Raw genomic sequence first — 13870 nt, forward strand, 5'->3', positions numbered from 1 at the left:
CTCCGCAGCGCCGGGAGCATCGCCGCTACGTGGCGGCCTGCGCCGCGGCGGCGCCATCGGGCGCCTGGCGCGCGGCATGGATCGCCGCGATCCGCGCCTTGCGCAACGCCTGGCCCAGTGCCGGTCCCTGCAGCTCGCGCCCGGCGAAGGCGGCCGCGCGCACGGACAGGGCCGCGGCCAGCAGTCGCTGCAGTTGCGCGGCTTGCGGATAGGCATCCTCGGCATGGCCGGCACGGCCGCGCTTGTCGGCTTCGCACACCAGCCCCAGCTGCGCGATCCAGCGCGGTTGCCGGAAGGCGTCGCAGCGCAGCAGCAGGTCGTGCACCGTGTCGTCGCGCAATTCGTCCAGGCGATGCACGTTGAGATGCTCGCGGCAGGCCATTTCCGCCAGCCGGCGATGGCCGGTGGGTACCCGCAGCCGCTCGCAAAGCGCGCGCAGCGGCACCAGCCCGGCGTGCTCGTGGCCGATGTGCTTCGGCAACACCGTGGCCGTCGTCAACGCCTTGCCGAGGTCGTGGGTCAACGCCGCGAAGCCGACCACGCCATCGCCGGGCGCAAGCCGCGCGGCCATGTCGCAAACCAGCTCGACATGCACGCCGGTATCGACTTCGGGGTGGAATTGCGCGCGCTGCGGCACGCCGTACAGCGCATCGACTTCAGGCAGCACCGTCGCCAGCGCGCCGCACTCGCGCAGTGTGCGTAGGAACGCCGACGGCGTGCCGCTGGCGAGCGCGCGCGCCAGTTCCTGCCAGACGCGCTCGGGGACCAGCGCGGCCAGCTCGCCCGACGCCGCCATCGTGCGCATCAGCTGCATCGTTTCCGGGGCAACGGCGAACCCCAGCGCCGCGAAGCGCGCCATGAACCTCGCGGCGCGCAACACCCGCAGCGGATCCTCGGCGAACGCGGCGCCGACGTGGCGCAGCACCCGCGCCTCGAGGTCGCGCACGCCGCCGAACGGATCGACCAGGTTCCCGGTTTCGTCCTGCGCGATCGCGTTGACGGTGAAGTCGCGGCGGCACAGGTCGTCTTCCAGCGTCACCGACGGATCGGCATCGACGACGAAGCCGCGATGGCCGCGGCCGGACTTGCGCTCGGTGCGCGCCAGCGCGTACTCCTCGTGGCTCCGGGGGTGCAGGAAGACTGGGAAGTCGCGGCCGACCGCGCGGAAACCGCGCGCCAGCATTGCCTCCGGCGTCTGCCCGACCACGACGAAGTCGCGGTCGCCCGGCGGCAGCCCGAGCAGCCTGTCGCGCACCGCGCCGCCGACAAGGTAGGCCTGCATCCGCTCCATGCCCGGATGATGCCATTTCGCGCCGCGGCGGTGCGCGGGTGCATCCGTGCAGGCTGGCAGCAGCGGCTTGCAGCGCAACCCGCCGGGCACGGGCAAGGCGGCAAGCGCTCGCGCCTGCAAGTCGCTCCTACCGGGCGGTGGTTGCCGCTTCGGGCTTGGCCAGCGCGCAGGTGAACTGCTTGCGTGTCCCGCCGGTGACGCCGCGCATGCGGTCGCCGAGCGGCACCGCGTTGCCGTTGAGGCGCCAGTCGTAGAGCGTGCTGAAGGCGAGCACGCGGGCGACGTAGTCGCGCGTTTCCTTGTAGCTGATGGTCTCGATCCAGAAGTCCGGATCCATCCCGGGGCGCTGCGATTGCCAGCGCTGCAGCGGTGTCGGCCCGGCGTTGTAGCCGGCGATGGCGAAGTAGGGCTTGCCACCGTACTTGTCCAGCATCTGCCGCAGGTAGGCGGTGCCGAGGATGATGTTGGTATCGGGGTCGTACAGCGACTGCGCGCCGCCCCACGGCAGCCCCAGCCGGCGCGCGACCTGCATGCCGGTGCCCGGCAACACCTGCATCAGGCCCATGGCATTGGCGCCGGAACGCGCATCGGGATTGAAAACGCTTTCGGCGCGGATCTCGGCGGCGACCCAGGCGGGGTCGAGGCCGTTCTTCGCGGCTTCGCGGCGGATCGTCGCATCGTGGTGCAGCGGGAAGCGCAGTTCGTACAGGCGGCGCTCGTCCGGCGTCTTGCCGAGGGAGAACACCGCGCGGTCGAACCAGCCGTTGTCCTGCGCCACTTCCACCGCCATCCGGCGCTGGTTGTCGTCGAAGCGCGACAGCGCCTCGTCCCATTCGCGCTGCGCCCAGCCGCTGCGATCGATCCGGTACAGGCCCATCGCGCGCACGATCGCCGGGTCGCGCGCAACCGCGGCCTTGGCGGCATCGCTGTCATGCGGCAACCACGGGCACAGCGCATATGGCGCATCGATGCGGTCGGCGGCGAGGAAGCCATGGAACTCCGACACCTGCGCGGCGCGACCATACGCAGCCTGCGCGCCCGCCTTGTCACCCGTGAGTTCGAGCAGTCGCGCCTCGAAGTAGGTCCAGCGCGAATCCGAGCGTTGCTTCGCGCCCATCGCGCGGATGGCGGCCAGCGCGGCCGGCCAGTCCGAGCGCGCGAGCGCCTCGCGTACCTGCCATTCGTGCAGGCGATCGTCATAGGACGATGCCGGGACCGCCGCCAGCCGGCGCGCGGATTCGGGTTCGTACGAGGCCACCGTCCACAGCGCGACCTGGTACAGCACGCGGCCGCGGTCGGCTTCGCTGAAGCCGAGCGCCTGCGCGTACTTCGGCAACTGCGCCTCGGCCGCCACCGGCACCGACTTCCCCAGCCGCGCCAGGCCCTGCGAGGCCACCCGGCGGCTGCGCTCGGTCTTCGGCCACGACAGCGCGCGCTCGTTGACCGCTTCCATGAACGATGCGTAGTCGCTGGCCAGTGCGTACTGTTCGGCGGGCAGGCCGCGCGCGGCCTCGCGCATCACCGCCGCATTCCAGTCGTCGGTGGCCTGGTCGAAACGCTCCCAGCGCAATGCCGGCGGCAAGCCACCCTTGGCGGCGAGCAGCGTGAAGGGCGCGGCGCATTCCTTCGGCGCCGGCTTGCTGCCGAGCGCGCGCCACAGCGCCTGCGCATCATTGGTCCATTGCGCGTCGGCGCCGCCGGCGGCCTGGCGGGCGTTCAACTCGGCGCAGCGCAACGCGGTGGCCTGCACTTGCGGTGACCACGCGGCGCGGAATGCGCGCCAGTCCTCGCGCCGCGACAGCGCCGCCAGCCACAGCTCGCGAAAGGCGGCGGCGACGGCCTGGCCCTTGTAGCGCGAAAGGAAGGCCTGACCCTGTGCATCGGGCAGCGTGTCGATGTCGCGCCTGAGCGCGGCGTATTCGATCCAGCCATACAGCGGGTGGCCCGACAAGCTGCCGTACTGCGCGGCATTGAACTGGCCGAGTTCGGCGGCCTGGATCGCCGCCCGCACCTGCGGCAGGCGTGGGTCGGCCTGTGCCGGCTGGGCGAACGCGGCGCCGGATCCCAGCGCCAGCACGCCTGCGAAAACGATGCGGAAAATGCGCGGCAACATGCGCCGGACTATAGCCGAGCGGAAGTGAACGCGACTCCACGTAGGTGTCCGCATCGTTGCGGAACAGCCAGCGCAAAAGTCTGGGCGACGCGGGTAGCGCCCGCCGGGCACCGGTCCAGGTTTCCGCGCCTTATGCTTCTTGCAAGTACCCGTCGGGGCCTGTTCAGGCCTGGCGCAGCGCCTGTTCCGGGATGTCGAGCTGGATCGACAGTGCCAGGTGGTCGGACGCCGCCGCCGGCAGCGCATGCATGCTTTCCTGCGCGAGTTCGCCGGTGACCAGGATGTGGTCGATCGCCTTCTGCGGGCGCCAGCTCGGGAAGGTCGGCACGCAGGACGCCGGAGGCTGCAGCCGCGTGCGCTTGTACAGCAGGTCCATTTCCGGGCGGTCGGGCAGGCAGTTGAAGTCGCCCATCAGCACCGCGTGCCGGCGCTCGTGCAGCAGCTCGGCGATGAAGGCGATCTGCGAGCGGCGCGAGGTCGCGCCCAGCGACAGGTGCGCGATCGCGATCGTGAGCCCGTCGTCGCCGTCGCCGAAGTGCGCCATCAGCACCCCGCGGCCGGCGATGCGGCCGGGCAGCGGATGGTCGACGACTTCGATCGGCTCCAGCTTGCTCAGCAGCGCGTTGGCGCTGGAAGCGACCCCGCCGACGCTGCGGTTGGGCTGGTGGCTCCAGTAATCGAAGCCACCTCGCTGGGCCAGGTAATGGGTCTGGTTGGTGAAGCCGGAACGCAGGCTGCCCGGATCGCTTTCCTGCAGCCCGACGATGTCGTGCTCGCCGGCCAGGCGCGCGATCTTGTCCAGCGCACCGCGCTTGTTGCCCGCCGGCAGCACGTGCGACCAGCTGCGCGCGACATAGTCGTGGTAGCCGCGCGTGCTGGAGCCGGCCTGGATGTTGGCGCTGAGCAGCTTGAGCCGGCGGGTCGCCATCGGGTTACTGCGCCGCAGGCCCCTGCGCCGCGCGTTCCTGCGCGATCAGCTGGTTGGTGATGCGCAGCATGTCGGGGTAGCTCTTGCCGAGCACCCGGTACTTGCCGTTGACCACGATCGTGGGCGTCCCGGCGACCCCGCTGCGGACCATGAACTGCTGCCCGCGCTTGACCTTGGCGTCGGTGGCGAAGCTGTGCATGGCGGCGAGGAACTGCTTGGGATCGGCGCCGTACTTGCCGTAGAAGGCGGCGACCGCGGCTTCGTCCGGGGTCTTGCCTTCGCCCGGCAATGTCTGGTCGATGTGGATCGCCTTGAACAGCGCGGTGTGGGTCCGGCCCACCAGCCCCATCTGCTCGGCGACGTAGAACGCCTTGGCGTACGGGATCCACTGCGGCCCGAACGGCGCCGGCACGTAGCTGAAGCGCACGTCGGCCGGGAGTTTCTGCTCCCACGCGGTCGCCAGCGGCTCGAACTGCGCGCACGCCGGGCAGACGTAGCCGAACACCTCGACCACCTCGACCTTGCCGTTGAGCGGCTGGTACGGCTGCCCGCCCTGGATCACTTCGTAGTCGGTGCCGGCGACCAGCGCCGGGCCGTTGTCCGAAGCCTGGGTGATGGTGTCGACGGCGGCAGCGGCGGCGGCGTCCACCGCGGGCGCGTCGGCGGCAGGCGCCGCGGTTTGCGCGCCCTCGGCCGCGGCCGCGGACGCCGCTGCGGCTTCGGCGTCGGCGCTCGGCGTGGCGGTGGCGGCGGGCGTCGCGGGCGCGGTGGCGTCGGCGGGTGCCGGCGCGTTCTGGTTGCACGCCGCCAGCATCAGCACGGTCAGCAGCAGGGCGAAGGGCTTCATCGGTCGGGTCTCCAGGAGGATTCGGGGCGAGGCGTCCGGGTTCGGGCTCAGTGCCTGGCGCGCAATTGCGCGATCAGCTGGTCGGCGATGCGCAGGGCATCGGCATGGGTGCGCGGGGTGATGCGGTAGCGGCCGTTGACGATCAGGGTCGGGGTGCCTTCGATGCCGCTGCGCAAGGCGAACTCGCGCGCGGCGCGCAACTGCGCCTCGACCGCCGGGCCGACCATGTCGGCCTTGAACCTGGGGGCGTTCAATCCCTGCTGGCCGTAATACCAGGCGACTTCGTCGATGGTGGCGTTGCGTGCCAGCAGGCCGTCGACGTGGACCGCGCGATAGACGCCCTCGTGGGTGCGTGCGACCGCACCCGCGGCCTCGGCGGCGAAGAAGCCGCGGGCGAAGGCGTCGCCGGCATCGAACACCGCCGGCACGTAGGTGAAGCGCACGTCGGCTGGCAGCTTGCGCGCCCAGGCCGACACTTCCGGCTGGAACTCGGCGCAATGCGGGCACCAGTAGCCGAATACCTCCGTGACCTCGATCCTGCCGTCGAGCGGGCGATAGGGCTGGCCGCCGTCGATCAGCACGTAATCGGTGCCTTCCACCGGCGCCGGCGTCGCCGGCGCGGCCAGGGCGGCCCAGGGCAGCATCAGGCAGAGCAGGATGGGCAGGAGTCTGTTCATCGCTCGGGATGTGGAGGTGCGGACGCCGGATAAAAAGACGCCGGCGCAGGAAGTCTGGCCGGCGGACTGATTCAAGGTCTGTGAAGGCTTGGACCGCTGCGCGCGGCCGGAGTTCACGATTGCGTCGGTGCCGGCGCTTCCGGGGCTGCCGGCGCCGGCTCGGGGGCCGGTGCCGGGGGCGCCGCCGGTGCGGGGGCGGGTGCGGGAGCGGCGGCCGGCGCGTTGGTCGCGGCCATGGCCTCGTCGCTGCGCGCGTGCAGGCCCTGCAGGTAGCTGGCCAGGGCCTGGATTTCCTCGTCGCTCAGCGGCTTGGCGACCGTCGCCATGACCTTGAACAGGTGCGGATCGGCCTGGGCCGTGGTGCCGGTGCGGTATTCCTCCAGCCGGCGCACGACGTAGGCCGACTGCTGGCCGCCGATGTGCGGATAGGCGGGTCCCGGGTTGCCGGCGCCGGTCGGGCCGTGGCACGCCATGCAGGCGGGGATGCCGCGGGCCTGGTCGCCGCCCCGGAACAGCTGCTGCCCCACCTCGAAGAACTTCATGCCCTTGTAGGGGCCGTCGGCGATCGTGCTGTCGTCGGCGATGCCGGCGCCGGCCTTCTGCTGGGCGAAGAACGCGCCGAGGTCGCGCATGTCCTGGGCCGACAGCGGCATTGCCATCGGCGCCATCACCGCGGCCATGCCGCCGCTGCGCTCGCCACTCTTGAACAGGGCCAGCTGCTGGGCGACGTAGCGCTCGGGCATCCCCGCAAGGCGCGGGTATTGCGGATCGCTGGGGTTGCCGTCCAGGCCGTGGCAGGCGGCGCACGCGCCGGCCTTGGTGGCCCCGGCCTTGGCATCGCCCCAGTGGGCCTTGGCCAGGTCGGCGACGGCGGACGCGTCGAGCGGCGCGGCCTGCACCGGCGCGGTTTCCGGCAGCGGCGTGACGGTGGTCTGGGCGAAGGCGACCGCCACGACACCCGCCACGAGGGTGGCGAGGGCAGCGATACCGTAGGCGCGGGCGTGGCGCATGCAAGGCTCCCGAACACGATGGACGGCGCGCCGAACGGCAGCCGCAAAGACCCGCGAATTATCGTCCCGGTGCCGGAACCGGTCAAACCGCGGCACGTTCCGGGGCCCCCTGCCGGCGCGGACGGGCGCGTCGGCGTGCGAAGCTATGCCGATGGCCGCCCCCAATCCGCTCGCCCGCGCGCAGTACCTGCTGGCCGCGCACAACTTCCGCCAGCTGCCGCCCGACGGCGGTTTCGAAGTCGCCTTCGCGGGTCGCTCCAACGCCGGCAAGTCGAGCGCGCTCAACGCGCTGTGCCAGCAGAATGCCCTGGCACGGGTCTCCAAGACCCCTGGCCGCACCCAGCAACTGGTGTTCTTCGAGATCCCGCCCAGCACCGACCGTTTCCTGGTCGACCTGCCCGGTTACGGCTACGCCAAGGTGCCGCAGGACCTGCAGGCGCACTGGCAGGCGTTCCTGGACGGCTACTTCGGCAGCCGCCAGGCGTTGCGCGGGCTGGTGGTGGTGATGGACATCCGCCACCCGCTCAAGGACTACGACCGGCAGATGCTCCGCTATGCGGTCGAACGCGGCCTGCCGGCGCACGCGCTGCTGACCAAGGCCGACAAGCTGTCCCGCGGCGCCCAGGGCAACGCCTTGCTGGCGGTGCGCAAGGAACTGTCGTCGGCGTACGGCGACACCGTCAGCGTGCAGACGTTCTCGGGCGAATCCAAGCTGGGCGTCGAGGAAGCGCGCGCGGTGGTCGCGCGCTGGCTGGAGCTGTAGCGCCGCTGCGGCGCCGCGCGCAGCCGGGTTTCCGGCGTCGCCACGGCCTGCGGGCCCCGTCGTTTGTCGCCAGGCTGTTGCGCGGTGTCAGACCGGCACGTCGAACAGCCGTCCGACCAGGGCCGCGGCCGCCATCGCCAGCGCACCCCAGAACACCACCCGGGACGCGCCCCGCGCCACCGATGCGCCGCCGGTCCTGGCCGCGAGCGCGCCCGACAGCGCCAGCGCCAGCAGCGTGGTCGCGATCGTCACCACCTCGACGCGGTTGGGTGGCGCCAGCAGTACCGCCGCGATCGGCAACAGCGAGCCGGCCGCGAACGCCGCCGCCGACGCCAGCGCCGCCTGCAACGGCCGCGCCCGCAACGCCTCGGTGATGCCCAGTTCGTCGCGCGCATGCGAGGCCAGCGCGTCGTGCGCGGTCAGCTGCTCGGCGACCTCGCGCGCCAGCGCTGGCTGCAGCCCGCGCTTGACGTAGATGTGGGTGAGTTCGAGCAGCTCGCTGTGCGGGTCTTCGGCCAGTTCGCGGGTTTCCTTGGCGATGTCGGCACGCTCGGTGTCGGCTTGCGACTGCACCGAGACGTATTCCCCGGCCGCCATCGAGAAGGCGCCCGCGACCACCCCGGCGATGCCGCTGGCGAGCACCACGCCATGCCCGGCCCCGCTGGCGGCGACACCGACCACCAAGCCGGCGACGGAAACGATGCCGTCGTTGGCGCCGAGCACGGCCGCGCGCAGCCAGCCCGCGTGTTCGGAACGATGGTCTTCGGCGTGCCAGCGGCGCATGGCCTGTCTCCGGGTGGGCTGCCGGCATCATCGCCGATCCGCGCCCGGTGCCGGCACATCGCCTGCACGCTGCGGCGCTGGAACGCTGCAGGCCAGGCCCGGCAACGCTGGCGCCGTGGACAGCGGGCTATAGTCGCCGTCTTGCGATGGCGGGCGGTCGCCCCCAGTTCGCACACCCCTGATGCGAGCGGCCCCGATGTCGAGCCCGAGCCATGTTGCCGAATCCCCGCTCACCGATCGCCGCGAACTGGTCGAGTACCTCGCCAGCGGCGCGCGCGCGCGCGACGACTGGCGGATCGGTACCGAGCACGAGAAGTTCGGCTTCCGCCTGGACGACCTGCGACCGCCGCCGTTCGATGGCGAGCGCGGGATCGAGGCATTGCTCAACGGCCTGACGCGCTTCGGCTGGGCACCGGTGCACGAGCACGGGCGCACCATCGCGCTGCTCAAGGACGACGCCTCGGTGACGCTGGAGCCGGCCGGGCAGCTGGAACTGTCCGGGGGCCAGCTGGAAACCGTGCACCAGACCTGCGGCGAGGTACACAGCCACCTGCACGAAGTCAGGACCGTCGCCGACGAACTCGGGCTCGGGTTCCTGGGCATGGGCTTCCAGCCCAAGTGGCGGCGGGAAGACATGCCGTGGATGCCCAAGGGCCGCTACGCGATCATGCGCGACTACATGCCCCGGGTCGGCAAGCTCGGCCTGGACATGATGACCCGCACCTGCACGGTGCAGGTCAACCTGGATGTCGGCAGTGAGGCCGACATGGTGAAGAAGTTCCGGGTGTCGCTGGCGCTGCAGCCCGTGGCGACGGCGCTGTTCGCGGACTCGCCGTTCGCCGACGGCAAGCCCACTGGCTACCTCAGCTACCGTTCCCACATCTGGACCGACACCGACCCGGACCGCACCGGCATGCTCGACTTCGTGTTCGACGAGGGCTTCGGCTATGAACGCTACGTCGACTACCTGCTCGACGTGCCGATGTATTTCTCCTACCGCAACGGCGAGTACATCGACCTTAGCGGCAAGTCGTTCCGCGATTTCATGGCCGGCCGGCTGGACGCGTTGCCGGGCGCGCGTCCGACGATGCGCGACTGGTCCGACCACATGACCACCGCGTTCCCGGAAGTGCGGTTGAAGAAGTACCTGGAGATGCGCGGCGCCGACGGCGGCCCCTGGAGCCGCTTGTGCGCACTGCCGGCGTTCTGGGTCGGGTTGCTGTACGACGATGCGGCGCTGGACGCGGCCTGGGACCTAGTCAGGGATTTCAGCATGGACGAACGGCACGCGTTGCGCGACGGCGTGCCGAAGCATGCGTTGAAGTTGCCGTTCCGCGGCGCCAGCGTGCGCGAACTGGCGCTGGAGGCACTGAAGATCTCCGCCGCCGGCCTGCAGCGGCGCGCGCGCCTCAACCGCAACGGCGCCGACGAGAGCATTTTCCTGGCGCCGTTGCTCGAATTTGCCGAGGCCAATGAAACCCCGGCCGAACGCAAGCTGGCGCTGTTCCATGGCGAGTGGAACGGCAGCGTCGACCCGGTGTTCCGCGAGTTCGCCTACTGATGGCATTGCGCGACCTCGAGTTTGCCGCCACCGACGAGCTGCTCCGCGACGACGTGCGCCGGCTCGGGGCGATGGTGGGCGGGATGCTCGCCCAACAGCAGTCGCCGGCATTCCTCGAACTGGTCGAAGCCGTGCGCAAGGCGGCCATCGCGCGGCGCGAGCAGGGCGCGCCGGTCGCGGCGCTGGCCGCGCGCCTGGCCGAAGTGCCGGCCGCCGACGTCGCTGCCCTGGTGCGGGCGTTCGCAGCTTATTTTGGCGCCACCAACATCGCCGAGCGCGTGCATCGCATCCGCCGCCGCCGCGACCACCAGCGCAACGACGAGGCGCCGCAACCGCAGGGGCTGGAAGCAGTGCTTGGTGAACTGCGCGAAGCAGGCGTCGGCCTCGACGAGCTGCGCGCCTTGTTGCCGCGGTTGTCGATCGAGCCGGTATTCACGGCGCACCCGACCGAAGTCGTGCGCCGCGCGCTGCTGGACAAGGAGCACGCCATCGTCGAGCGCCTGGTCGCCGATATCGATCGTGGCCGCACGCCCGATGAGCGTCGCGCCGACGAAGCACGAATCCTGCTGGCGCTGGCGTCGGCGTGGCAGACATCGGATGCGCCGCCGCAGAAGCCGAGCGTCGGCGACGAGGTCGACCATGTCGGCTTTTACCTGGCCAAGGTGATGTTCCGTGCGCTGCCGGCGTTCCACGAGGTGTTCGCGGACGCCATCGAGGCCGTGTACGGCGAACGCATCGAGGTGCCGGAAGTCGTGCATTTCGGCACATGGGTGGGCGGTGACATGGACGGCAACCCGAATGTGGGTGCTGGCACCATGCGCGAGGCGTTGCAGGCGCAGCGCGCACTGGCGCTGGAACAGTACCGGCGCGACGTGCGCGCGCTGGCCGGCGTGCTGACCCAGACCGTGGGCCGGGTTGGAGTGGCCGACGGGGTGCTGCAGGGCGTGCAGGCGTACGCCCGCGACTGGCCCGATATCGCGGCCGCATTCAATCCGCGCTGGGCGGACATGCCGTACCGGTTGCTGCTGGAGCTGATGGAAGCGCGCCTGGTTGCGACGGGCGCGGGAGATACGCGTGGCTATGCCGGCGTGGACGACTTCATCGCCGACCTGGAATGCATCGATGCGAGCCTGCACGCGCATCGCGGCGACCACGCCGGCCGCTTCGCGGTGCAGCGCGTGTTGCGGCGCGCGCGCAGCTTCGGCTTCCACCTGGCTGCGCTGGACCTGCGCCAGGATTCGGCGGTGCACGAGGAGGCGCTGGCCGGCGGCGAGGCCAGGGACGCGACCCTGGCCGTGTTCGCGGAGATACAGGCATTGCGCCGCAGCCATGGGGCCGGCGCCATCGGCCTGTACATCATCAGCATGGCGCGCAGCGCGGCCGACGCGCTGGCGGTGCTGGAACTGGCGCGCCAGGGTGGTTGCACCGAAGCCGATGGCAGCGTGCCGCTCGACGTGACGCCGCTGTTCGAGACCGTCGACGACCTGGAAGCCGCGCCGGAGGTGATGCGCGCCTTGTTCGACGACGCGGAGTACCGCGCGCACCTGCGCTCCCGTGGCGACCGCCAGGTGGTGATGCTCGGCTATTCCGACAGTGCCAAGGACGGCGGGCTGCTGGCCTCGCGCTGGGCGCTGCAGCGCACCCAGATCGCGCTCACCGCGCTGGCGCGCGGATCGCGCGTGCGCATCGTGTTCTTCCACGGCCGCGGTGGCTCGGTCAGCCGCGGCGGCGGCAAGACCGGGCGCGCGGTGCTGGCTGCGCCGCCAGGCTCGGTCGACGGCACCCTGCGCGCGACCGAGCAGGGCGAGGTGATCCATCGCAAGTACGGTATCCGCGCGCTGGCCATCCGCAACCTGGAGCAGGCGACAGCGGCGGTACTGCAGGCGACCCTGCGCCCGCGCGCGCTGGATCCGCGCGAAGGGCAGTGGCACGAGATCGCCGCCGGGCTCGCCCGGGCGGGGCGCGAACACTACCGCGCGCTGGTGTACGGCGATCCCCGCTTCGACGACTACTTCCGCGCCGCGACACCCATCGACGTGATCGAACGCCTGCACATCGGTTCGCGCCCGTCGCGCCGGCGCAACGCCGGCATCCGCGGCTTGCGCGCGATCCCTTGGGTGTTCTCCTGGGCGCAGAACCGCTCCGGCCTGACCGCATGGTATGGCGTCGGCACTGCGCTGCAGCAGGGCGTCGCCGAGCACGGCATGGCCACGATGGCGGCGATGGCACGCGACTGGCCGTTCTTCGCCACCCTGCTCGACGACCTGGAAATGACCCTGGCCAAGTCGGACATGGCGATCTTCGAGTGTTATTCGCGATTGTCCGGCGAACTGCACCAGTCGCTGTTCCCCGGCATCGCCGCCGAATTCGAGCGCACCCGCGGGTTGCTGCTTGCGCTGCGCAACGGGAATGCGCTGCTCGCCGGCGACCCGCGCCTGCGCCTGTCGATCCGCCTGCGCAATCCCTACGTCGATCCGATCAGCCTGCTGCAGGTCGACCTGCTGCAGCGCTGGCGCGCCGGCGGACGCCAGGATGACGGACTGCTCGACGCGCTCTACGCCACGGTGAACGGCATCGCCGCGGGCATCCAGAATACCGGCTGAAGACATTCAGGCCGCGACAGAAGGCACAGGATGGTCGATCCGGATTTCATGCCGGTGCCGGGACTCGCGCTTGCGCGCTGCTTGCCGCGGCCTTGCTGCCTGCGCCGGCAGCAGGCCCGGGCTTTCCGCCGGGGTAAGATCGTCGGGTCCCCGGCTGGTCCCACTGCAGGAGCGCCGCAATGAAATCCCGTGCCGCCGTCGCTTTCGCTGCCGGCGAACCGTTGAAGATCGTCGAACTCGATGTCGAGCCACCGCGCAAGGGCGAGGTGCTGGTGAAGATCACCCACACCGCGCTGTGCCACACCGACGCGTTCACCCTGTCCGGGGACGACCCCGAAGGCGTGTTTCCGGCCGTGCTCGGACACGAAGGCGCGGGCATCGTGGTGGAAGTCGGCGAAGGCGTGGCCAGCGTGAAGCCGGGCGACCACGTGATCCCGCTGTACACCGCCGAGTGCGGCGAGTGCCTGTTCTGCAAGAGCGGCAAGACCAACCTGTGCGTGGCGGTGCGCGCGACCCAGGGCAAGGGCGTGATGCCGGACGGCACCACGCGCTTCAGCTACAACGGCGAGCCGGTGTACCACTACATGGGCTGCTCGACCTTCAGCGAGTACACGGTGGTCGCCGAGGTATCGCTGGCGAAGGTGAATCCGGAGGCGAACCCGGAGCAGGTGTGCCTGCTCGGCTGCGGCGTCACGACCGGGATCGGCGCCGTGCACAACACGGCGAAGGTGCAGGCAGGCGACACGGTCGCGGTGTTCGGGCTGGGCGCGATCGGCCTGGCCGTCATCCAGGGCGCGCGCCAGGCGAAGGCCGGGCGCATCATCGCCATCGACACCAACCCGGACAAGTTCGCGCTCGCGCGCGAGATGGGCGCGACCGACTGCGTCAACCCGAACGACCATGCCGAACCGGTCCAGCAGGTGATCGTGGGCATGACCGGGTGGGGCGTGGACCATTCGTTCGAATGCATCGGCAACGTCCACGTGATGCGCTCGGCGCTGGAATGCGCGCACCGGGGCTGGGGCCAGAGCGTGATCATCGGCGTGGCTGGCGCGGGGCAGGAGATTTCGACGCGCCCGTTCCAGCTGGTGACCGGGCGCAGGTGGATGGGCACCGCGTTCGGCGGGGTGAAGGGGCGCACGCAGTTGCCGGGCATGGTCGAGGACGCGATGCGCGGGGACATCCAGCTGGCGCCGTTCGTGACCCACACGCTGCCGCTGGATCGGATCAACGAGGCCTTCGACCTGATGCATGAAGGCAAGTCGATCCGCGCCGTGATCCATTACTGAGCGCA

11 protein-coding genes are annotated in these 13870 nt (G+C 70.9%); 4 read left to right on the forward strand and 7 right to left on the reverse strand.

Translation table 11 applies throughout. The features are described from left to right. Positions 1 to 25: 25 nt before the first annotated feature. The 6 genes from MQC88_RS11235 to MQC88_RS11260 all read right to left on the reverse strand — a co-directional run bounded on the left by MQC88_RS11235 (position 26) and on the right by MQC88_RS11260 (position 6866). Entirely contained in the window at positions 26 to 1282 is a 1257-nt protein-coding gene (locus MQC88_RS11235; protein ID WP_243322350.1) for a multifunctional CCA addition/repair protein, read from the reverse strand. A 136-nt stretch (positions 1283 to 1418) separates the two neighbouring features. After that, a complete protein-coding gene (locus MQC88_RS11240; protein WP_243322090.1) occupies positions 1419 to 3404 on the reverse strand; it encodes a lytic transglycosylase domain-containing protein in 1986 nt (661 codons plus the stop codon). 163 nt (positions 3405 to 3567) lie between these two features. Next, the gene (locus tag MQC88_RS11245; protein WP_243322092.1) at positions 3568 to 4332 is read right to left on the reverse strand and encodes an endonuclease/exonuclease/phosphatase family protein; all 765 of its coding nucleotides are present in this window, start codon (positions 4330 to 4332) and stop codon (positions 3568 to 3570) included. A 4-nt stretch (positions 4333 to 4336) separates the two neighbouring features. After that, complete coding sequence (locus MQC88_RS11250; protein ID WP_243322095.1) at positions 4337 to 5179, reverse strand: thiol:disulfide interchange protein DsbA/DsbL; 843 nt, start codon at positions 5177 to 5179, stop codon at positions 4337 to 4339. Between the two features lie 47 nt (positions 5180 to 5226). After that, positions 5227 to 5856: a thiol:disulfide interchange protein DsbA/DsbL gene (locus tag MQC88_RS11255; RefSeq protein ID WP_243322096.1), complete on the reverse strand. Its 630-nt coding sequence runs from the start codon at positions 5854 to 5856 to the stop codon at positions 5227 to 5229. 113 nt (positions 5857 to 5969) lie between these two features. Beyond that, positions 5970 to 6866, reverse strand: a complete 897-nt coding sequence (locus MQC88_RS11260; protein WP_243322098.1) for a c-type cytochrome — start codon at positions 6864 to 6866, stop codon at positions 5970 to 5972. A 151-nt stretch (positions 6867 to 7017) separates the two neighbouring features. On the opposite strand from MQC88_RS11260, the gene yihA reads away from it, so the two are divergent. Then, positions 7018 to 7629 carry a ribosome biogenesis GTP-binding protein YihA/YsxC gene (gene yihA / locus MQC88_RS11265; protein ID WP_243322099.1) on the forward strand — a complete coding sequence of 204 codons (612 nt, stop codon included), beginning with the start codon at positions 7018 to 7020 and terminating at the stop codon, positions 7627 to 7629. A gap of 87 nt (positions 7630 to 7716) precedes the next feature. Here yihA and MQC88_RS11270 read toward each other — a convergent pair whose 3' ends face one another. Continuing rightward, positions 7717 to 8412 (reverse strand): VIT1/CCC1 transporter family protein, encoded by a 696-nt coding sequence (locus tag MQC88_RS11270; RefSeq protein WP_243322102.1) that lies wholly within the window; start codon positions 8410 to 8412, stop codon positions 7717 to 7719. Between the two features lie 196 nt (positions 8413 to 8608). Between MQC88_RS11270 and MQC88_RS11275 the strand changes: the two genes are divergently transcribed. The 3 genes from MQC88_RS11275 to MQC88_RS11285 all read left to right on the forward strand — a co-directional run bounded on the left by MQC88_RS11275 (position 8609) and on the right by MQC88_RS11285 (position 13865). Further along, a complete protein-coding gene (locus MQC88_RS11275; protein WP_243322104.1) occupies positions 8609 to 9973 on the forward strand; it encodes a glutamate--cysteine ligase in 1365 nt (454 codons plus the stop codon). After that, positions 9973 to 12576, forward strand: coding sequence for a phosphoenolpyruvate carboxylase (locus MQC88_RS11280; protein WP_243322106.1), 2604 nt, complete (start codon positions 9973 to 9975; stop codon positions 12574 to 12576). The genes MQC88_RS11275 and MQC88_RS11280 overlap by 1 nt, the downstream gene beginning before the upstream one ends. Positions 12577 to 12755: 179 nt before the next feature. Continuing rightward, positions 12756 to 13865, forward strand: coding sequence for an S-(hydroxymethyl)glutathione dehydrogenase/class III alcohol dehydrogenase (locus MQC88_RS11285; protein ID WP_243322108.1), 1110 nt, complete (start codon positions 12756 to 12758; stop codon positions 13863 to 13865). Positions 13866 to 13870 lie beyond the last annotated feature (5 nt).

The sequence above is a fragment of the Cognatiluteimonas sedimenti genome, assembly GCF_022808325.1.
GTDB lineage: Bacteria > Pseudomonadota > Gammaproteobacteria > Xanthomonadales > Xanthomonadaceae > Cognatiluteimonas > Cognatiluteimonas sedimenti.

Coding starts and splice junctions, on each gene's coding strand:
- MQC88_RS11245 (WP_243322092.1), bottom strand. CDS start 4,332: ATGGCGACCCGCCGGCTCAAGCTGCTCAGCGCCAACATCCAGGCCGGC.
- MQC88_RS11235 (WP_243322350.1), bottom strand. CDS start 1,282: ATGCAGGCCTACCTTGTCGGCGGCGCGGTGCGCGACAGGCTGCTCGGG.
- MQC88_RS11240 (WP_243322090.1), bottom strand. CDS start 3,404: ATGTTGCCGCGCATTTTCCGCATCGTTTTCGCAGGCGTGCTGGCGCTG.
- MQC88_RS11250 (WP_243322095.1), bottom strand. CDS start 5,179: ATGAAGCCCTTCGCCCTGCTGCTGACCGTGCTGATGCTGGCGGCGTGC.
- MQC88_RS11275 (WP_243322104.1), top strand. CDS start 8,609: ATGTCGAGCCCGAGCCATGTTGCCGAATCCCCGCTCACCGATCGCCGC.
- yihA (WP_243322099.1), top strand. CDS start 7,018: ATGGCCGCCCCCAATCCGCTCGCCCGCGCGCAGTACCTGCTGGCCGCG.
- MQC88_RS11270 (WP_243322102.1), bottom strand. CDS start 8,412: ATGCGCCGCTGGCACGCCGAAGACCATCGTTCCGAACACGCGGGCTGG.
- MQC88_RS11280 (WP_243322106.1), top strand. CDS start 9,973: ATGGCATTGCGCGACCTCGAGTTTGCCGCCACCGACGAGCTGCTCCGC.
- MQC88_RS11285 (WP_243322108.1), top strand. CDS start 12,756: ATGAAATCCCGTGCCGCCGTCGCTTTCGCTGCCGGCGAACCGTTGAAG.
- MQC88_RS11255 (WP_243322096.1), bottom strand. CDS start 5,856: ATGAACAGACTCCTGCCCATCCTGCTCTGCCTGATGCTGCCCTGGGCC.
- MQC88_RS11260 (WP_243322098.1), bottom strand. CDS start 6,866: ATGCGCCACGCCCGCGCCTACGGTATCGCTGCCCTCGCCACCCTCGTG.